General features: G+C 43.3%; 15 protein-coding genes. 6 read left to right on the top strand and 9 right to left on the bottom strand.

Annotation, left to right across the window (positions count from 1 at the left end; all coding sequences use genetic code 11):
* Nucleotides 1–5: 5 nt before the first annotated feature.
* Complete coding sequence (locus tag DUL71_RS25735; RefSeq protein ID WP_154402479.1) at nt 6–1,694, top strand: glycoside hydrolase family 26 protein; 1,689 nt, start codon at nt 6–8, stop codon at nt 1,692–1,694.
* Between the two features lie 25 nt (nt 1,695–1,719).
* Here the strand turns inward: DUL71_RS25735 and DUL71_RS25730 are convergent, their stop codons facing one another.
* The 9 genes from DUL71_RS25730 to DUL71_RS25695 form a co-directional block, all read right to left on the bottom strand.
* Nucleotides 1,720–3,507 carry a carbamoyltransferase family protein gene (locus tag DUL71_RS25730; RefSeq protein ID WP_114940732.1) on the bottom strand — a complete coding sequence of 596 codons (1,788 nt, stop codon included), beginning with the start codon at nt 3,505–3,507 and terminating at the stop codon, nt 1,720–1,722.
* A gap of 4 nt (nt 3,508–3,511) precedes the next feature.
* The gene (locus DUL71_RS32560) at nt 3,512–3,661 is read right to left on the bottom strand and encodes a DUF5989 family protein (RefSeq protein ID WP_279629800.1); all 150 of its coding nucleotides are present in this window, start codon (nt 3,659–3,661) and stop codon (nt 3,512–3,514) included.
* A 10-nt stretch (nt 3,662–3,671) separates the two neighbouring features.
* On the bottom strand, nt 3,672–4,055 hold the full coding sequence (locus DUL71_RS25725; RefSeq protein ID WP_114940731.1) for an SxtJ family membrane protein: 384 nt from the start codon (nt 4,053–4,055) through the stop codon (nt 3,672–3,674).
* Complete coding sequence (locus tag DUL71_RS25720; protein WP_161964508.1) at nt 4,052–5,878, bottom strand: SGNH/GDSL hydrolase family protein; 1,827 nt, start codon at nt 5,876–5,878, stop codon at nt 4,052–4,054. Before DUL71_RS25720 ends, DUL71_RS25725 begins: the two co-directional genes overlap by 4 nt.
* A 4-nt stretch (nt 5,879–5,882) precedes the next feature.
* Entirely contained in the window at nt 5,883–7,859 is a 1,977-nt protein-coding gene (locus DUL71_RS25715; protein WP_114940729.1) for a glycoside hydrolase family 127 protein, read from the bottom strand.
* A gap of 68 nt (nt 7,860–7,927) precedes the next feature.
* Complete coding sequence (locus DUL71_RS25710) at nt 7,928–9,565, bottom strand: RagB/SusD family nutrient uptake outer membrane protein (RefSeq protein WP_114940728.1); 1,638 nt, start codon at nt 9,563–9,565, stop codon at nt 7,928–7,930.
* Nucleotides 9,566–9,577: 12 nt separating this feature from the next.
* A complete protein-coding gene (locus tag DUL71_RS25705; protein ID WP_114940836.1) occupies nt 9,578–12,865 on the bottom strand; it encodes a SusC/RagA family TonB-linked outer membrane protein in 3,288 nt (1,095 codons plus the stop codon).
* A 252-nt stretch (nt 12,866–13,117) separates the two neighbouring features.
* On the bottom strand, nt 13,118–14,164 hold the full coding sequence (locus DUL71_RS25700; protein WP_114940727.1) for a FecR family protein: 1,047 nt from the start codon (nt 14,162–14,164) through the stop codon (nt 13,118–13,120).
* A 180-nt stretch (nt 14,165–14,344) separates the two neighbouring features.
* Complete coding sequence (locus DUL71_RS25695; protein ID WP_114940726.1) at nt 14,345–14,926, bottom strand: RNA polymerase sigma-70 factor; 582 nt, start codon at nt 14,924–14,926, stop codon at nt 14,345–14,347.
* Between the two features lie 408 nt (nt 14,927–15,334).
* Between DUL71_RS25695 and DUL71_RS25690 the strand changes: the two genes are divergently transcribed.
* From DUL71_RS25690 to DUL71_RS25670, 5 genes are read left to right on the top strand one after another with little or no spacing between them, the layout of a single operon-like run.
* On the top strand, nt 15,335–15,841 hold the full coding sequence (locus tag DUL71_RS25690; RefSeq protein WP_114940725.1) for an HmuY family protein: 507 nt from the start codon (nt 15,335–15,337) through the stop codon (nt 15,839–15,841).
* 25 nt (nt 15,842–15,866) lie between these two features.
* Nucleotides 15,867–16,715, top strand: coding sequence for a heme/hemin ABC transporter substrate-binding protein (locus tag DUL71_RS25685; RefSeq protein WP_114940724.1), 849 nt, complete (start codon nt 15,867–15,869; stop codon nt 16,713–16,715).
* Nucleotides 16,712–17,752 carry a FecCD family ABC transporter permease gene (locus DUL71_RS25680; RefSeq protein WP_114940723.1) on the top strand — a complete coding sequence of 347 codons (1,041 nt, stop codon included), beginning with the start codon at nt 16,712–16,714 and terminating at the stop codon, nt 17,750–17,752. The genes DUL71_RS25685 and DUL71_RS25680 overlap by 4 nt, the downstream gene beginning before the upstream one ends.
* A gap of 1 nt (nt 17,753) precedes the next feature.
* Complete coding sequence (locus DUL71_RS25675; protein WP_114940722.1) at nt 17,754–18,572, top strand: heme ABC transporter ATP-binding protein; 819 nt, start codon at nt 17,754–17,756, stop codon at nt 18,570–18,572.
* A gap of 2 nt (nt 18,573–18,574) precedes the next feature.
* On the top strand, nt 18,575–19,585 hold the full coding sequence (locus tag DUL71_RS25670; RefSeq protein ID WP_114940721.1) for a hemin-degrading factor: 1,011 nt from the start codon (nt 18,575–18,577) through the stop codon (nt 19,583–19,585).
* The last annotated feature ends 404 nt before the right edge of the window (nt 19,586–19,989 follow it).

Raw genomic sequence — 19,989 nt, 5'->3', positions numbered from 1 at the left:
GTTAAGTGAAAAAAACATCCTCTAAAGTTTATATAGCAGTCGGCCTGGGTATATTATTCTCAGGTGTATTGCTACTAAACATGCGTTTTTCTTTTAAGAGTTATTTGGTGAATAGTTATTACGGCACCAACGAGCAAGTGTTAGCTGTATTTGATCCAATCAATTTAAACAAGTCCCAGCCTGCCAAATCTATCGCATGTTACAGAGGCATATTAACAAATACCGCGTTATGGTCAAACTATGGAGATTTAGAAACAGCATTAACTAAGGGAGACATATTAATCACTTTAGAAACCTGGCTTAAAGGCCCTGATTACGCAAACAATGTTTTAACAGAAGTGCTTAAGGGGCGATTTGACAAACAGTTCGATCAATTGGCCGCCATAGTAGCCAAGAGCAGTCATCAAGTATTTATTCGCTGGAACCCCGATATGGAAGTACCTGCAGGTGTTTATCCATGGCAATTTAAATCGCCTAATGACTACATTAATTCATTCAACTATTTTTCAAGAAAAATAAAAACGATTGCTCCTGCTGTACAAATCGTTTGGGGGCCTTCGGGCTACCCTGGTGATACTGAATATTGGCCGGGAAACAAAACTGTTGATTATGCGGGCATAACACTTGGCAGTTGGTCAGAGCTCACTACCCACTTTTATCCGCAGGACCAAACAACTGTTGCCATGTTAACGCACAAGCTGCATCGCTTGCGGTTTATTGGCAAACCAATATTGATTATGGGTAGTGATAAGGGTAAAACGGATTTTCAGTATAGTTGGTTAAATGAACAAAAGAGTTTAGTTACAACTTACAGCAATACTATTTATAGTAAAAGCAATTATACAGATAGTGCCAAGCTAAAACCAAATCGTACCTCGTTAAAGGTCGGCGTGTTTGACCCAAACAAACGACTGGTCAACCAACCGGAGATTAACTTAGAGCACATTTTTACCGATTGGGGCGAACTGGAACGGGGCGATTTTGAGAAAAAATTCACAGAGGCTATTAATCGCCACCACGAAGTAATTGTAACTATGGAGCCCTGGCGGGATATAACCGGCAGAGCCGACACTGCCGTTTTGGAGAGCATATTGAAAGGGCGCTATAACGAACAGATCAAAAAACTATTCGCAATAATTTCTGCAACCGACACCACAGTTTATCTGCGATGGATGCACGAAATGGAAATTCCGATACACCGGTATGCATGGCAAAGCCAGGAACCAGTTACCTATATCAATGCCTTTAGATATTTTATGCAGTTTAACGGCGGGCCTGGTAAAAATGTAAAAAAGGTATGGGGGCCTGCAGGTGATCGCGGTTCTGCTGATTTTTGGCCTGGCAGCGATGTTGTGGATTTTATCAGTATAGCCATTTATGGTTTGCCGGATAAAAACATTATCGACCCGGAGAAACAAGAAGCCTTTAGTACGATATTCAACAGAAAATATTTCAGAATGAGATTTCTTGATAAACCACTATTTATAACTGAATTTGGTGTAAAAGGACCAGAAAGCTTCCAGGACAAATGGCTTATTGATGCAGCAAAAACAATAAATGCCAATCCACATGTATTTGGCGTTTGCTATTTTAATCTATATGACAATCCTAAAGCCTGGGGTAATATTAAAGCTCCGGATTGGAGTATCAGCAAACAATCTATGATCAAATTTTGCAACCTTCTTAAAAAGTAGAACTGGTAGGCTTGGGCTTTATTGCTTATGCCATTTTTTCTACAAGAAAATCTTCAATCACCAGTACGTCCATGTCAGTTTGAAGAAAACAGTCAGCCGCTTCCTGGGGTGTATTTACAATGGGTTCGTCCATCCGGTTAAAGGAGGTATTAACAATGCAGGGACAAGCGGTTAAATCGTAAAAAGCTTTGATAAGTTTATAAAAATCAGGATGATGCTTTGCATTCACGGTTTGCACCCTGGCAGTATAATCTACATGCGTTACCGCCGGAATTATTGATCTTTTAACCTTTAATAAGTCAAATCCGCTTAGCTGGCTTTCACCGGCTGAAGCAATATGAAATTCGGGGTTAATTGCGCTAACCAATAACATATAAGGGCTGGGTACTTCCAAACCAAAGTAAGCAGCGGCGTGCTCTTCTAATACCGCAGGGGCAAACGGCCGGAATGATTCCCGGAACTTGATTTTTTGATTTAAAACCGCTGGCATATCCTGCCTTCGCGGATCTGCCAGTATGCTCCTTGCGCCTAATGCCCGCGGACCGAATTCTGCTCGCCCCTTAAAATAGCCTATCACCTTACCTTCACTAAGGTGCTGCGCGATCTTACTATGCACATCGGAGGTTTTTAATTCTTCGAACCGGAGGTGGTTATCAGTTAAACATTCCTTTATTGCTGAGGTTTCAAATGATGGACCAAGCAAAGCGTTCTGCATTTTATCTTTACCTTGAGTATCTTCACGCTCATTATCTAAGTGCTGGTACCAAACCGCATAAGCTGCTCCTAAGGCACCGCCTGCGTCGCCCGCGGCTGGTTGGATCCATAAACGCTTAAAGCCTGATTGTTTTAATATTTTACCGTTAACTACGCAGTTGAGCGCTACGCCGCAAGCCATACAAAGAGCATCAATCTGGTATTCCTGGTGTAATGCTTTGGTTAAGGTAAGCATGATGTGTTCGGCTGCAGCTTGTATGGAAGCGGCCACATCCATGTGAAACGGGGTAATCGTTGCCTTAGGCTTACGAGCCGCTTGGCCGAACAATTCATCAAACCGGGTCGAGGTCATGGTAAGTCCCTGGCAATAATTAAAATACCGCATATCCAACCGGAATGAACCATCGGTTTTTAAGTCCACAATATGCTTAAATATCAGATCCTCATAAACAGGTTTGCCGTAAGGTGCCAGGCCCATCACTTTATACTCATCGCAATTAACCTTAAAACCAAGATAATAGGTAAACGCCGAATACAACAGGCCGATGGAATGCGGGAACCCGATCTCCTTAACCTGTTCTATTTTATTACCCTCACCAATAGCCACAGATGTGGTAGTCCATTCCCCTACGCCATCGGCAGTCAAGATAACAGCCTTATCAAATGGCGATGGATAAAATGCTGAAGCAGCATGTGATTGGTGATGCGAAGAGAACAGCAAGCTGGCTTTTTTTGTATCCAAGCTATCGTCAATTACTTTTAGCTGTTTAACGATATTCTTTTTCAGAAACAGCTTATCCTTGAGCCATATGGGCATCGCTTTCATAAACGAAATAAAACCCGATGGAGCAAAAGCCAGATAGGTTTCCAAAAGCCGCTCAAATTTCAGGAATGGTTTTTCGTAAAAAACGATGTGATCAACCTGATTCAAAGAAATCCCGGCTTCCGACAAACAATATTTTATAGCATTTACAGGGAAGCTTTCATCATTTTTTATGCGGGTGAAACGCTCTTCCTGCGCTGCTGCAACAATATGCCCATCCTGAAGTAAACAAGCCGCGCTGTCATGAAAATAAGCCGAAATACCCAGAATATACATCGACCTAAAACAAAGAATAAATGAAAGGCGCAAGAGCGGAGCCCTGTGCCAAAACAAGCAACAGGCTTAACAAAAAAAGCAGGATAAACAGCGGCCATAACCATAAGCGCTTTCTCGATTTCAGGAACATAAAAAATTCGGCTATAACGTCCATTGCTGTATGGTTAAAATTGATGTTTCATGGATTGATGATCTTCCGGCTTTACCGGTTTCCAGTAGCTTAGAGCCTGCGGATCGAACCTCAACTCGAGTTTGCTTTTTTTGAACAGGCGCATGACCAAACCAATTGGCGTAATCACAAGGAAATACAAAACAAACAAAATGATAGTTGTATTGATCGTTCCCAGGAAATTGCCTACCCTGTCCCAAAGTAACCGTAGCGGATTTAAAATCAGTGGAGTAATTAGCGCCGCTAACACCAGCAAAATACCTATTGCAAACAACCAGGTTACTTGTTGATGATAAGCTACGTATCGCCACGCTGATATTGATAAACACGCGCCTCCTACAATGAGGCCGAATTTCCGGTTTGCTTCCCTGCTATTCATTGTTGTTTATATTTTACAGCAGCTTCATCCGCGCCGATGGCATGGTAATCGGCAGCTATTTGCATGTATGCTTTTTTATCGGTTGTTTTTTTTAACCTGATGATCTCTCCTACTATGGCTTTTAAATTCACCAGTTCAATATCAGAAGGATGTTGCTGTATGGCTGAATCGATATACGGTGTTGCCTTAGCAGGTTGGTCGCTTTTCAAGAACACGAGGTACATGGTTTGTGTATTGGCGAAAGAGGGATCAAGCTGGTAGGTTTTTTTAAAGTAAAAAGCAGCAGCATCGCTATCGCCCAGCTCAAAGCTCAGCCGGCCCGCATAAATGGGATAGCTTGCATTTTGAGGTTTCTCCAGCATTACGGCTTCAACAGCTTTTAGCGCTGTTTTTTTATCACCGATTTTCATGCTGTATTTAAATAACTGATCCATAGCATCCAGCCAACTGATACGGTTTACCGATAAGGCTCCGGCCAATTGTGCGGAGATATCATCTCCCCTTTTAAAGCCTGCCGGGATCGGCTCATTGAAAGGCCAGCCGGCCTTCAGCATCATGATGGTATAAGCGCCATATAATGAATCAACCCTTGTAACCGGCATGCGGCTAAGTAACTCTGTTAAACTCATTTCATGATCGGCCCGGGCTTTAATGAGTTTAGCATTTTCCAATGACTGATAAAATGCCTCCGAAAGCAACGCATAGCCATATAAATTAGGATGTACATGCTCAAGTAGGGTTTCGTTGCCCAGGATACCATTTGGCGAATGTTGTTCAAAAACGGCCCGGGCATTTACCAGATGAATATTACTGAACTGTTTGGCAAGACCGATAATGATACCATTCATAGCCTCCGGCGCGCGAAAGCGCAAGAGATCCAATTCTTTAGCCCTGATAAACTCCTGTTTAGCCTGTTGGTATTTAGCCGCCTGGTAAGAATCATTAGCCTGTGCATATAGCATATTGGCCGATGTATCGGAAGTATCGCTGATAAAAGGTTTCAGGTCTTTTTCGTTACTCAACAGCGTACTTAAAAAAACTGGGGTTTTTTTATCCTGCATAAACCGGCACAGCTTCGTCATATTTTCTTTAAACTGTGCTATTCCTGCCTGATATGCTTCTGACTGATAAGGGATAGACTGCTGTTTAGCCATTCGTTCCATCAGGTTATCACGCTGATCGGGCTTGGATGATACCGATTTAAAACTGCCAATGATATTGTTGGCCATTTGAACCAGCCTCAACTCTTTAAGTGATAGTACAGTTTGCACTAAAAACCTATTATTGGCTATATGGCTGGTAGAACCAATACCTAAAGCGCCATAATACTCATTGTGGCCGGTATAAATCAATACGGCATCGGGCTGATAATTAACTACCTGTTTACCAAAATCCAGTACCGTGTAAGAATTTACGGCGGTTAAGGACACGTTGATCACCTCGAAATTAACATCGGGATACATATGCATTAAGCGATATTGCAGCCAGCGGTGAAATGAGCCGTTATGCAGGTATGGATAGCCGGCCGTCGTGGATTCGCCAAGCACAAAAATCCTGAATGTGTTTTTTGCTTTTACAACCTTAAAGGGTTCAATGCTGCCTTTGGTAGCGTTGGCGGTGTCGGTGAAATACTTTTCTGAAGCGTATTTGTTAATCACCCAATAGCTATTATCATCGGGATACCGGATAAACAAACTTGTATCGTGTCCGTAATTGAAAAGCCTCAGCAAGCCTTCGGCAAGCAATAAAATCAGTACGGGGATACATAAAGCTGTTACCCTGAACCATCTTAATTTTTTCCGTGACAATTGCTGAGGCTTCATGTGTTTATTTTGCGGCGGCATTTACTTCCGGGAACCAAACAGTCATTTCCCCTTTACCACGATTAGCCCATGAATAATATGGTATCGCGGTTAGCTCTACCTTCTTAGCAGCTTCACTGTTGGTTTTGCTCAAAGCCTGTCCCTTTAAAACAGTTACGCCGTTCAACAAGCCAGGCTCGGCAACCGGTTTAAATGTGGCATTTGCCGGGATCTCTAAATTGCTTACGGTACCGCCATTGTCTTTCCATTCGGCACAATACATGATTGGGCCGCGCTGTAGAGCTGTTTTGCCTTTATCATCAACCAATGCTTTGTTGGCTACAACTTTTTTAACCTCCATGGGCAGGTTTAGCTCGATGTTATCACCTTTTTTCCATTGCCTGTTAATTACAGCGTAGCCGTTTTCAACTTTATAAGGAACAACTTTGCCATTTAATTTAAGACTGATCTTAGCTGCTGATTTATTCTGAAAAGCATACAGATCAGACGGGATAGCCTCTGCCCTTGCCCAACCCGGAATACGAATGCGCATGGCAAAATTAGTTGGTGCTTCAGGCGTTATCGCGAATGACAATGCGCCATTCCAGGGATAACTGTTGCTTTGTACAATGTTTACTTTTTTGCCGCCTACCTCTATATTTGCCCTGCCTGCAATAAACAGGTTAACAAAAACACTGTTGCCTTTTTGGGCATACATATAACCCGATAATGAAGGTAGAAAACGCGCCATATTGGTTGGGCAGCATGAGCATTCAAACCAGCCGGAACGTTCGGGCTCAAGCTCATGGTGGGTAACGCCATTAGTTACCTGCATAGCATTGGTGTAGAAGAATGTTTTACCATCCAACCCAACGCCCGAAATTAACCCGTTGTATAAAACCTTTTCAAGTACATCAATGTATTTTGATTCGCCGTGCAGCAGGAACATCCGCTGGTTCCAGAAAACATCGCCTATGGCTGCACAGGTTTCATTATAAGCTGTTGTGTTTGGCAGCTCATAATCGGCACCAAAACGCTCACCGCCGGGAACAGCCCCAATGCCGCCCTGTACATAGATCTTTTTACCAACCATGTTGTTCCAGATCTTATCAATGGCTGTGATATATTCTTTGTCGCCGGTTAAAGCGGCTACATCGGCCATTCCCGAGTACAGGTACATCGCCCTTACAGCGTGCCCTTCGGCATCCTCCTGGGCAATAACCGGTTCGTTATCCTGCCAGTACATACCGTTTTTCCATTCGTCGGTACTGGTTTTATCGTAGGTGCGACGCCCTCTTTCGTCAATGAAAAACTTGGCCAGGTCCAGGTATTCTTTTTTACCGGTGATGCGGTACAGGCGTATAAGGCCCATCTCCACGATCTCATGTCCGGGTGCTACGTGCCTTTTACCGGGTCCGAAGGTTTTAACCAGCAGATCAGCATTCCTAAGCGCGATATCTAAAAAGTTGCGTTTATTGGTAGCCAGGTAATGAGCCGCGGCGGCCTCAAACATATGGCCTGAGTTATACAACTCATGACTCAATTCGTTTTCCTTCACCCAGCGCTCCGGACCCGACCATGCGTGCGGATGCAGCGGATCAATAGTGCGGGCTGTATAAAGGTATCCGTCCGGCTCCTGCGCTTTGCCAACAATAGTGATCAGCGAATCAACATAAGCGTCAAGTTTGGCATCAGGGTGCACTGCCATGGAGTAAGATGCCCCTTCAATAGTTTTATAAATATCAGTATCATCAAAAGGGAACTTGGTACAAAACTTACCGCTGCGGGCTGCTGCCATTTCAAAATTTTTAACCCTGCCGGTATTCTCGCACCTGGCAAATGACGCGGGAATAGTAACTGTGCGGTTAGTTTCGATACGCGGGGTCCAAAACTTATCGCTGAGCTTTACATCGGTAAATGGTACCGGCTTTATGGGATAGTCCTTGGTTTGCGCGTAAGCAGCGCCGCAATAAAACGATAATGCAATGAGTATTCTTTTCATTCTGATGATATATTAGTTCAGAAATCAGCAGAAGATCACGCGACCTTCCGCTGATTCAATTTATTTGATTAATAGCCTGTGTTTTGTTTCAGGTTAGGGTTTTTAACAACTTCCTGCCTCGGTAAGGGCAGTAATGCCCGGTAATCGCCGTTAGGTGAATGCGACAGCCATGACTTTTTAGTAAATACACCAAAGCGGATCAAATCCTGCCTGCGGCGGCCTTCGGTGGTAAACTCCCAGCCCAGCTCATCCAAAAACCTTCCGTACTGGATATCCGCGCCACCTTCGTGCGAGGTATTGATGTGATTTCTTAAACCGTAATCATACACACTACCCGCTTGTAACTGAGCGCCGGTAACGGTTGCTTTTGCCGGGTTAGATGTAAAATCGCGTTGCCTAACTTGTGTAACCAAAGCTGCAGCACCGTTTGCATCGCCTGAACGAAGGAGACATTCGGCTTTCATCATCAGCACGTCGGCATAGCGGAATAGCGGAAAATCATTGCTCAAACCCAATAACGCGCCTTGTTTGTATTCAAACTTTCCTAAGCGAAAGCCATGTACCTCTTCGGTTGAATCGACGCCTGGTACTACGTTGATATAGTTTAAAGGCTTGCCTGTGTAAGCACCCAATGAACCATTAATAGGCACACCCGCCAGCGTATATTGCTGCCCTTGGATCCAGTTGTTTTTCAAACGGCTGTCGTCCGGATCAAAGGTATTGATGAACTGTGGTATAGCGCAGATACCGCCCCATGGCGAATATTGAAAATTATAGGTTGCCTGATTCTCCGGCTCCAGACTTTCCATGTGCAAAGCAAAAGCGTTTGCACCATCGGCAGTATATTTTTCATCAAAAGGGATAGCAAAAACAATCTCTTTTGAAAGCTGGTTTTCCGTTGCAAAAACCGTGCTCTGGCTGGCTTCCAGGCCAAAACCCACACCTGAATTGATGATGGCATTACACTCGGTAATGCATTTGTCCCAAGCCGGGGTACCTGTATAAACGCCAGCATTAAGGTACACCTTGGCCAGCAAAGCATGTGCAGCCCACTGGTTAAATTTACCATAAGTAGTTTGATCATTAGCGGCACTTAACTGTGGCAAATTGGTTGTAACCTCAGATACGATGAAATCATAAACATCTTTTCGGGTGCTTTGCGTAGGCAAAAAACCGGAAGGCAGATCGAATTTGGTAATGATGGGTACGCCGCCAAAAAAATCGCAAAGCGGATAATAAAATGAGGCACGAAGCACTTTTAACTCAGCCAAAGCGGCTTCCTTACCTGTTGTCATAGGGATAAGGCCATTTTCAATCTGGTAAATAACCCGGTTACACGTAGTAATACCGGCGTAAGCATTGTTCCAGATCTGGTAGCTGTTATCCTCGTCGGATGTCCATTTATGCTCGTGCATACGGCGATAAATACCACCATCTACCCATCCGTTAGGGCGTTCAGGAATCACCAGTTCATCGGCCGAAATCTCATTAGTCCTGAAAACGGAGTTTGCGCTACGCCCCAGTTCAAGCGGACGCCAGTAAATATAGCCAGCGCCCAGGAGTGATGCCAGATCTTCTGAACCAGGTTTAAAGTCGCTTGCTACAATGGTTACGTAATCTTTATCCTTTAATTTAGTACAGGAAAATGTAAAAGCAATTATACTGATGATAATCAGGCTGCTTAGTATATAATATATCTTTTTCATGATGTTTAATGATTAAAAGCTTGCGCTTGCTCCTAAAGTAAATGTCCTTGTGGTTGGATACTTGTCGCGGTTATCATTACCGGGAGCAAGACCGCTCCTGTCAACTTCCGGGTCGATACCTTTGTAACCGGTAATCACGAACGTATTCAAAGTGGATACATAAATCCGCATCCCATGAATGTATTTAGACTTGAGGTTGTTAAAGGTGTAGCCAAGGTTTATATTATCAATTTTCCAGAAATCGCCGTTTTCAATATAATAGCTGTTAAACTCAAGCGGCATGGTGTTATTAAGTACCGCGGTACCAAAAACCTTGTCTTTAGCAGATTTTAAACGGTTATAATATTGAATGGAAGTATTTTCATAATACATGCGCTGAAAGTTCAGGATCTGGTAATCAAAAGCGCCACGCATGGTTACGCTGAAGTCCCAGTCTTTATACCTGATATTATTGTTCCATCCTGCATAGTATTTTGGCAAGCCGTTACCAAGTACTCTCTTATCCTCAAACGAGTGGGTGAAATCTTTATAAGCCACCGATTTACCGTTTGCATCTTCGTAAATCCATTGTCCATCCTGTGATACGCCGGTAACTTTAAAGCCATAGAAATCACCTATATTTTTACCAACCCTTACTATGTTGGTAAAGGTTTGGATGGGCTCGCCTGTACTACCTGTTGTAAAATAATCGCTGGTAGTTTTGTAAATGCTATTTGACAAACTGATCAGTTTATTGGAATTGGTCGAAAAATTAAAGCTGCTTGTCCACTGGAAATTTGCCGAGCGGATTGGGGTAACATTTACGATAACCTCGATACCTTTGTTTTGCATGGTACCTACGTTTGCTCTTGTACTATTGTATAAGTTTGGCGGACTTGGCACGGCATAGTCATACAATAAGCCTTTAATTTTACGATCGTACAGATCGACCGAACCTGTAACCATACCTTTCAGTAAGCTGAAATCCAAACCAAGGTCGGCCTCATGTTTTTCTTCCCATTTCAAATCCGGATTTGGGTTTTGTGACGGGCCAAGCGTTTGGATCCATTGCCCATTTGAGTACACATAATAACCATACCCCAGCAAACCTACTCCTAAAAATCCCTGGCTTGGCTGGTTACCGGTAACACCGTAACCTGCACGGAATTTTAAATCATCAAAAATACGCTGCGACTGCATAAAAGGTTCCTTGGTTAAGCGCCAACCCACCTGTACTGCCGGGAATGTACCCCAGGGCTCTTTAGTGCCATATAACTGGCTGGCCTCTTCACGACGAACGCTGGCTAAAAGCAAATACCTGTCTTTGTAATTGTAGGTAGCGCGACCAAAAAAGCTGATCAGGTTAGTTTGTGACCTTGAGCTGTTTTCAACTCCCAAACCTTCGGCAGCAGCACGGCCAAGACCAATGTTGTTATAGCTGAAAATATCAGTAGGGAAATCATGGTTCTGCTCAAAAAAGCCGAACGTGTCGTTATCCTGGTAGCTGTATCCGCCCAAAACTGAGAAGTTATGGCTGCCTATTGTTTTACGGTACTCGGCAGTTAGCTCCAATAACCTGTCGATTGACTGGGTTTGGCCAACACCTGCATAACCGTTCAGGTGATCGCGGATATTGGAGATATTTTGTTTGTTTTCTGAATAACCTGCAACCTGGTTAAAGCGGGTGTATGAACCCAGGGCCGAAAGCTTCAATCCGCTTATTGGCGTATAAGTTATAGTCGAATTATATTTTGAAGTTGTATTAGAGGTATGGCCATCGCTGTTGTACAACATGGATACCGGGTTTTGGTAATTGAAAATACTTGGCTGCTCAAAATAAGTACCATCAGCATTTTTAATTGGCGAGGTAGGGTTTTGCAATATAGCCTGACGATAGGTATAACCATTAAACGTACCGCCATCCTGTGTTTGGGTAAAGCTGTTATTTTGTTGTAATAAACCAAAGTTGATCTTTACCTTATCATCAAACATGTAATGATTGATATCAACCCTGCCCGAAAATGTCTTGTTATCTGATTTTTGGAAAATACCATTTAACGAACGATAATTAACCGATGCCAGGTAATTGGTTTTAGAAGTTCCGCCACGTAACGTTAAATTATGTACTGTAGTTATAGGCAGGTTATTGGAGATTGCTTTGAGCCAATCGGTCGAGCTGCCCTGGTCATATGATTTATCCCTTGTACCGGCGGCAATTTGCTGGCGGTAATCGGCGGCTGTAAAAAGTTTTGGTTCGCGGGCGAGGGTTTGGGTACTTACGTAACCGCTGTAATCAACGGCATTGGTGAAATTGCCTGTCGCTCTTTTTGTAGTAATGATGATAACGCCGTTTGTACCACGCACACCGTAAATAGCCGCAGCCGAACCATCTTTTAATACGTCGATAGTTTCAATATCTTCAGGCACTACGGTTTTTAAACTTCCGGGAACGCCGTCAACCAATACCAAAGGATCTGAATTGGCACCAAATAAAGTAGTATTACCCCTTAATGCAATCTGTGAGCCTGATGTTGGATCGCCGCTTGGGGCTGAAACCGTAAGACCTGCCACTTTGCCCTGTAAAAGCTGCCCGGCATCCAATACCGGTCCTTTTACAAAGTTTTCGGCCTTAACCGTAGCTACCGAGCTGGTTACATCACCTTTGCGCTGACTGCCATAGCCAATTACAATAACCTCGTTTAAAGAACTTGGTGTGGCTTTCAATTGTACGTTAATTACCGTACGGCCACCCGCCGGGATTTCCTGCGAAGTAAAACCGATAAATGAGAATAACAATAAAGCCCTTTCCGTTTCCGAATCAGGGATGTTGATGGTATATTTTCCATTTACATCTGTTTGTGCGCCAACGGTAGTGCCCTTAAGCGCTACGGTAACGCCGGGCAGAGGCTGATCATGATCATCGGTTACTTTACCCGTTATTGTTTTTGCAACCGCAAGTGGTGCATCCTCCTTATCATCAGCGTTATCCTGCTTTGCCGGATTTGCTTTACCCAAAACAATCTGATCGCCAATGATATCGAAAGTAATCCCCCTTGGGGTAAGTAATTTGTCAAGAACATCGCGCAGTTTTTCCTGTTTGGCTTCAAGCGACAAGCCCTGCTCCTTTTCAACCAGGTTCAGATGGTAAACAAACTTCAAACTGGTAGCTTTTTCCAGCTGCTGAATTGCTTTTACAAGGCTTGCATTTTGAATATTATAATCAACACGCCTGTCAAGCAAGCTTTGCCCCTTGCTGGGATTAGCCAGGGAAACGCCTGTAAAAACGAGCAGTATTAAAATTTGACTAAAAGTGATTCTCATAATTTTACACCAGTCAAAGTGGTTTTGTAAATAAATCTTCATACATTTAAGTGTTTCTTTTTGAAAAAATTGAGACAAAAGATTCCCGGATCACCTCGAAAAAAGGCGTTGCACACCGGGGATTAAAAGTTTATAGGAGTGTCTCCAGCACTCCTATTTCCTTTTCCAGGAAAGTTTGAGGGGGCGTTTAAGTATCGGTTCTTTTCTCCATATAGGTTTGTTTGGGTTTTATTGGTGTTTTAGATAATTGGTTTATTTGGTACTTTCCAAAACAAACTGGTTGCCGTTTACACGGTAGCTTACGTTAAGCGTCTTTTTCAGGATCTCCAGTATGGTTGGCAGGTTTTCATCAGTAAAATCGGCCTTCAGGTTATCGGTATTAATACTTTCCTCGGTCGAACTGATATTGACATTAAAGCTTTTGTTTAGTACCCTGAACACTTCGCGCAAAGGCGTATTGTTAAATGACAAACTCGTTTTCCTCCACATCCCTATTGAAACATCTTTGATTTCCAGGTTCTTTTTCAGGTTATCGGTAGGTTTGTCATAAACAGCCTCCTGGTTTGGTAATAACATCACGCCATCACCAGCGCTGGCTATAACGGCATTGGTATTACTTACCTGTGCCGTTCCTTTACCTGCAACTGATACCGAAACTTTACCGGTAACAACATCAACTTTGGTTGTTTTATCGGCTGCATATGCCCGGATCCGGAAACTGGTGCCCCATACCTTGGTGATCACATTACCGGTATAAATAGAAAACGGGCGCTTATGATCTTTAGTAACCTCAAAAAATGCTTCACCACTCAGGGATACTTTGCGGCTTAACTTTTCAAAGGTTTTTAAATACGTCAAGGTTGAATTTGGGCTTATCCATACCCGGCTTCCATCGGATAAGGTGAGTTCTTTTATCGTATTCCCAGTATTGGTAAATACCTGCTGCTGATTTTCAACCATCTTAGGCGGCACCCCGACAGGAGAAGTTTTAAGCCGCACAAAAAACACAGCTATCAAAACTGCGGCCACACCAGATAACCAGTAAATCACCTGTCTCAGGTTGGATTTTTGGGGTTGTATGGGGATTATGTTTTTATTCTCGGCTGCATCGATATTGGATTTGATGTTCTCCCACATCACGGCTTTAAATAACTGTTGTTCGGCCTCCGGCAATATCGATACATCATCAGGCGCATCCTGAAACGAGATGTACCACGCATGGATCATGGCCATTTCCTGTTCGTCGCAGGTGCCGGCAAAATATTTCTCCAATAGTTCGGCAGGTAAATTCTTCTTCATTAAGCGCTTGTTTTAGGCAAGATTTATTGATGGTTTATAATAAGATGTAACCCAGCCAGGCCTCAGCCCCTACTCTGATTATAATTTTTTAAAAAAAAATCCGGAAACGGCGATCAGGCCGATAGAAAGCCATTTGAGATAAAAAGTCGTTTTGGAAAAGATGATGCTATTTGGGGGAAACTACTTCCGCAAATAAAGAAAAGTAAGTAAAAGCAAGCTGTTAAGGTTCACCCTTAAATATCTCAGCGCTTTAGTAAGGTGGTTTTCGACTGTTTTTTCAGAAATACCCATAAGCTCCGCAATCTCCTTGTTGGTTTTGTATTGCTTACGACTTAATTCAAACACGTTGCGGCATTTTGGCGGCAACAGGTTTACTTCTGTCTCTACACGTTCCAGTAATTCTTTATAGTAATAATTCTCTTCTGTCGAATTATCGAAGCTGTTGCCTACCATAAGTAAGATCTCGGCATAGGAATTCCTCACCGCCTCGGCCCGCTTATGATTTAATACCAGGTACTTTATCGATGTAAAAAGGTATCCCTGTAATGACGTGCGGATTTTCACCTGCTCCCTGTTAATCCAAAAGCTGGTAAAAAAATCCTGCACAATTTCTTTTGCGATTTCCCTCTCTTTAAGACGTTTATACGCGGCAGCATAAAGTTTTAACCAATACCGGTTATAGATCTCTTCGAACGCGTCAATATCGCCAACCCCAAAGAGCTCAACTAATTGAATATCCGTATGATCACAAAACTTTTTCATTGCAAATAAAATCAACTTTTACAGCACTGAAACCGACGTATCATTTAATCGTTTAATTAACATTTAATTAGTCAATGAAATGATATTATCGCAGTTGCTTATTTGCGTGCGGCCATCGCCAACCCGCATTTTTGGTATAAAAGAATAATTATCTTAGGTTATAACCAGCACAATATAAGATAATTTTATATCGCAAAGTAAAAATAGAATTATTAATTGTATTTATAACACTAAAAATAAAATTTTTAATTTTTATCGGTCGGAGCAAATAAACCTGCTCGCTTATTCTATAAAAAGTTGAGCGGAACGCTAAATGTTAAATTCATAAAATTTCATTTACTATTTGGAATTAGTCTAATTAAATACTTGCTTTGCGTTATCAATTCACAGCTAATTCAAAATTTAACCATGATCAACATTAAAAAATTAAGCTACAGGTTCCTGCTAACCGGCTTATTAATGCCCGCTGGATATGCTTTTTCTCAAACCAGCCCGGTCAAAAAAATCCAAAACCTTAACGCCTCTGATAAAATGGTCTATTTTAACCTTGAAAAAGGAACAGAGGTAAGTGAAGCTGATACCACCAAAACCGGGTGGGATATTTCTTTTCAGCATACCGGAGTTATTATTCAAGGTGCCGGAGAAGGGCAGATTGTTTCTGAAACAACCTTCGACAAGGTTGATAAAGCACCGGCGTCAGGTTATAAAAAAGGCAATCAGGCAGTTCCATGGGGAAGCGGAAAAGGTTGGTATGCCTATAACATGGATAATCACCAGATCACCCCTATTCCGGGTAAAGTTATCTTTATCCATACCGCGGCAGGCAAATATTACAAACTGATCATCGACAGCTATTATAAAGACGGGCCGGATGGCGCATCAGGCAATTACACTTTCCGTTACAGCGCTCTTTAAATCAGTTCTCCCCTATTAATTTACTATGAAATTATTTGCCAACCACATAAAAACTATAGCCCTGTTCTTTTTGATGACTTTGGGTCTTAGCGCAAACGCGGCTATTCCTAAACGCATTATTACCTTAAGCGGCGCGTTAACAGAAACAGTTGACGCTTTAGGTTTTGGAAAAAGCATTGTTGCAGTTGATGTAACCAGTATTTACCCGGCATACGTTGCTGCTCTGCCCAAAGTGAGCAAAAACCGCACGGTATCTGCCGAGGGCCTGATCTCATTTAAACCCGACCTGGTACTTGCGCCCGAAGGCAGTGTATCAAAAGAGATTGCCTATCAGCTGCAATCAGCAGGTATAAATCTTGTAAATATTAAACAGGATTATTCTGTAAGCGGCTCTATAGCATTTATTAAAGCGATAGCAACCGCGTTGCAGGTTCCGGCTAAGGGTGAGGCTTTAGCTAAGCAAACACAGGCCAAAGTTGATAAAGCGCTCGCCGCGGTTAAGCAATCTACCCGGACACCTAAAGTGTTGTTCATTTACGCCCGTGGTACCGGCGTGATGCTGGTTGCCGGGCAACATACCAATATCGACGCTATTATTGCATTAGCCGGCGGTAAAAACGCCGCTCAAGGCTTTGACAACTTTAAGCCTTATACTACCGAATCGTTAATTGAAGCTAACCCGGATGTGATACTGATGTTTGATTTCGGACTGAGTAGCCTGGGCGGCGCCGACGCGGTTTTGAAAATGCCGGGGGTAGCTCAAACCAATGCAGGTAAAAACAAAAAAATAGTGCAGATGGACGGAGAGCTTCTGATCAACTTCAGCGTAAGGCTTGATCAGGCCATCGCTACTCTGAATAAAAACCTGCAATGAAAAACGGACTGATCTATATATTGTTAGGCGCAGGCGTTTTTCTTACAGCGGCATTGTCATTAAGCATGGGCGCTATGAAAATCCCCGTTCAGGATGTGTTGCTAATATTGGTAAAAAAAACAGGGCTATTCAGGAACACACCTGTTGATGAGCAATACGATACCGTATTAACCATTGTACGTATGCCAAGGGTTATTATGGGTTTGCTTGTCGGCGCAGCCCTGGGTATTTCGGGAGCGGCCATACAGGGTATTTTTCGTAACCCGCTTGCCGAACCGGGTCTGATCGGCATATCATCCGGGGCATCATTATTCGCTGTACTGATCATCGCTGCAGAAACGGCTTTTCTGGCCGGTTTAAGCAATTTACTCGGTTATTATTTACTCGCTTTCGGTTCATTTGCAGGTGCTGGTATTGCTACGCTTGTTGTGTACCAGATATCCCGTAATGGCGGAAAGCCCAATGTTGCTACCATGCTACTGGCAGGTATAGCGGTTAATGCCCTTGCCGGGGCCTTAACCGGTCTGGTTACCTATATGGCTAATGATCAGCAGTTACGAAACATTACTTTCTGGTTGCTGGGCAGTCTTGGCGGCGCTACCTGGCAAATTGTTTTGTGCCTCGTACCCTTTGTATTTATTCCGCTCATATTACTGCCATTTATGGCTAAAACGTTGAATGCATTTGCGTTGGGCGAAACACAAGCGCAGCAGTTGGGATTACCCGTTGGCAGGGTAAAACGCTGGGTGGTTGTATTTGCCACTATGGCCGTAGGGGCTTCGGTAGCGGTATCGGGCATAATCAGCTTTGTTGGTTTGCTGGTACCGCACATGACCAGGCTTATTTTCGGTGTGGATAACCGCCGTGTATTGCCGGCATCCGCATTGCTGGGCGCTCTGATCCTTACCCTGGCCGATATGATAGCCCGCAAGGTTGTTGCACCGGTCGAGCTGCCAATAGGTGTTATTACAGCGCTGTTAGGCACCCCGGTTTTCCTGTATATTTTAATAAAAGACAAAAAGAAAATTGCCCGATAATATGCTTACAGTTGAAAACGTAACTTATAAAACGGGGAAACATACCCTGGTAAAAGATATCTCGTTCATGGTGCACCCGGGCGAGATCATGGTAATACTGGGCGCCAACGGAGCGGGAAAATCATCGTTAATGCGTTTGCTGAGTGCCGAAAAGAAGCCGTCTGCAGGTTCGATCTCCCTGTCGGGCAAAGCCATGAACAACTACACAGCAAAAGAGCTGGCAATAAAGCGTGCTATCCTAAATCAGCAAAATATCGTCAACCTCGATTTTTCGGCGACGGAGATTGTGCAGATGGGGCGTTACCCGCACTACAACAGCAAACCTACGACGCACGACCTGGATATAATTAACGAAGTAATGGGCATTACCGGCACAACGCACATGACCGACCGCTCCTTCCTGTCATTATCCGGCGGCGAACAGCAGCGGGTACACCTGGCACGGGTACTGGCTCAGATTTGGGATACGCCGGAGGCGCTGCTATTGCTTGATGAACCGGTATCGGGTATGGATATTCTGTATCAGCAGCAAACCTTATCGCTGGCACACATGCTGGCGAAAAAAGGTTTTATGGTGGTAGCTATCTTACATGATATTAACCTTGCCGCCCAATATGCCGACAACATCATGATGCTAAAAAACGGGCGCAAATGGTACCACGGTGCACCCGCCGACATACTGAGCACCAAAAGTATCTACGATGTTTTTGAAACCGAGGCCGATGTTTTCACTAACCCCAATACACTCAAACAACTCATAATGCCCAAAGTGATCACGCATCACCTGAGCGAACAAAAATTAAAACCCTTCACACTATAAATATGGAAACCATATCATTAAAAGAACAATATCTTGCATTCAAAGCCGAAAACCCCAAAAAGAGGATTCGCGATATTGCTACCGCACTAAATGTAAGCGAAGCAGAATTACTGATGACCGGTATCGGCGAAAACGTGACCATTCTTGAAAATAAATTTGAAGACCTGCTGAAAGAAATAACCGGTTTAGGATATGTAATGGCTCTTACCCGTAATGAATATTGCGTGCACGAACGCAAAGGCGTTTACGAAAAAGTTTCCTTCAGCACCCATGCCGGTTTGGTATTAGGCCCGGATATCGATCTGCGTTTATTCATGAGCCAGTGGAAATTGGGTTTTGCCGTTGAAGACAATAACCTTAAAAGCTTCCAGTTTTTTGATGCCAATGGCGTTGCCATACATAAGATCTATCTCACAGATAAAAGTAACGTTGAAACATACCATGAACTTGTTACCCGCTTCCGTAAAGAGGATCAGCAAGCAGTGGTATTATTGCCAACTGAACCGGCAGCTAAACCTAATATTACAGATGATGAGGTTGATGTACCAGCATTTCAACACGCCTGGACAGCCTTACAGGACACGCACGAGTTTTTTGGCTTATTGAAACGTTTTAACCTTAACCGTACCCAGGCTTTACGACTTGCGCCGGCAGGGTTTGCAAAACAGATCAACATTGATGATTTTAAAACCGTAATGCAAAGCTGCGCTGCAAAACAGGTACCAATCATGGTATTTGTTGGCAACCATGGCTGCATCCAAATCCATACCGGTACAGTTACACGCATTGTAGAAATGGACGTTTGGTTTAATGTGCTCGATCCGGAGTTTAACTTGCACTTACGAATGGACGCCGTTGCATCTGCATGGCACGTGATTAAACCATCGAGCGATGGCGATATTAACTCCCTGGAGCTTTTCGATAATGAAGGCGAAATGATCGTTCAGGTATTCGGTAAACGCAAACCAGGGCTACCCGAATTAAAGGAGTGGCGTGAAGTATTGGCCCTGTAATAACGACCAATCTCAGCAACGATGACTTGTTTTCCGGCGAGCCTTCACAGGTCTCGCCTGAAAACAAGTATTGGCACATAGCCTTAGGCTATTTTAATAACAACTTTGCTAAATATTCCTTTTGTGCTGAGATAGTAAGCCCCAAGGGGTAGGCGCTATTTGAATATATTATTTCATATGGCGCTGTGATTTGTTATCCTCCGTCAAATCTAAGATGTTAAAGTCCCATCCTTTTATATATCCTATCTTCCAATTTTGATAATTCAGGTTCATCCAATCCGCTTACGTGGTCATCTTCATCATTAAAACTTTGATACCAGGCTTCAACTTTTAACGTCTGGACAGCGCTGCACTTTCCGGCAAGAAAAAGTTCTGCCAATTTAATGGTGATAGTTATTTTCGAT

Origin of the sequence: Mucilaginibacter endophyticus, from assembly GCF_003351025.1 — a bacterium.
Classification (GTDB): Bacteria; Bacteroidota; Bacteroidia; order Sphingobacteriales; family Sphingobacteriaceae; genus Mucilaginibacter; species Mucilaginibacter endophyticus.
This window is presented reverse-complemented; position numbering and strand designations above follow the sequence as displayed.

Excerpts from the sequence above, each read along its gene's own strand:
- DUL71_RS25730 (WP_114940732.1), bottom strand. The coding sequence starts at position 3,507 with ATGTATATTCTGGGTATTTCGGCTTATTTTCATGACAGCGCGGCTTGT.
- DUL71_RS32560 (WP_279629800.1), bottom strand. The coding sequence starts at position 3,661 with ATGGACGTTATAGCCGAATTTTTTATGTTCCTGAAATCGAGAAAGCGC.
- DUL71_RS25725 (WP_114940731.1), bottom strand. The coding sequence starts at position 4,055 with ATGAATAGCAGGGAAGCAAACCGGAAATTCGGCCTCATTGTAGGAGGC.
- DUL71_RS25720 (WP_161964508.1), bottom strand. The coding sequence starts at position 5,878 with ATGAAGCCTCAGCAATTGTCACGGAAAAAATTAAGATGGTTCAGGGTA.
- DUL71_RS25715 (WP_114940729.1), bottom strand. The coding sequence starts at position 7,859 with ATGAAAAGAATACTCATTGCATTATCGTTTTATTGCGGCGCTGCTTAC.
- DUL71_RS25710 (WP_114940728.1), bottom strand. The coding sequence starts at position 9,565 with ATGAAAAAGATATATTATATACTAAGCAGCCTGATTATCATCAGTATA.
- DUL71_RS25705 (WP_114940836.1), bottom strand. The coding sequence starts at position 12,865 with ATGAGAATCACTTTTAGTCAAATTTTAATACTGCTCGTTTTTACAGGC.
- DUL71_RS25700 (WP_114940727.1), bottom strand. The coding sequence starts at position 14,164 with ATGAAGAAGAATTTACCTGCCGAACTATTGGAGAAATATTTTGCCGGC.
- DUL71_RS25695 (WP_114940726.1), bottom strand. The coding sequence starts at position 14,926 with ATGAAAAAGTTTTGTGATCATACGGATATTCAATTAGTTGAGCTCTTT.
- DUL71_RS25690 (WP_114940725.1), top strand. The coding sequence starts at position 15,335 with ATGATCAACATTAAAAAATTAAGCTACAGGTTCCTGCTAACCGGCTTA.
- DUL71_RS25685 (WP_114940724.1), top strand. The coding sequence starts at position 15,867 with ATGAAATTATTTGCCAACCACATAAAAACTATAGCCCTGTTCTTTTTG.
- DUL71_RS25680 (WP_114940723.1), top strand. The coding sequence starts at position 16,712 with ATGAAAAACGGACTGATCTATATATTGTTAGGCGCAGGCGTTTTTCTT.
- DUL71_RS25675 (WP_114940722.1), top strand. The coding sequence starts at position 17,754 with ATGCTTACAGTTGAAAACGTAACTTATAAAACGGGGAAACATACCCTG.
- DUL71_RS25670 (WP_114940721.1), top strand. The coding sequence starts at position 18,575 with ATGGAAACCATATCATTAAAAGAACAATATCTTGCATTCAAAGCCGAA.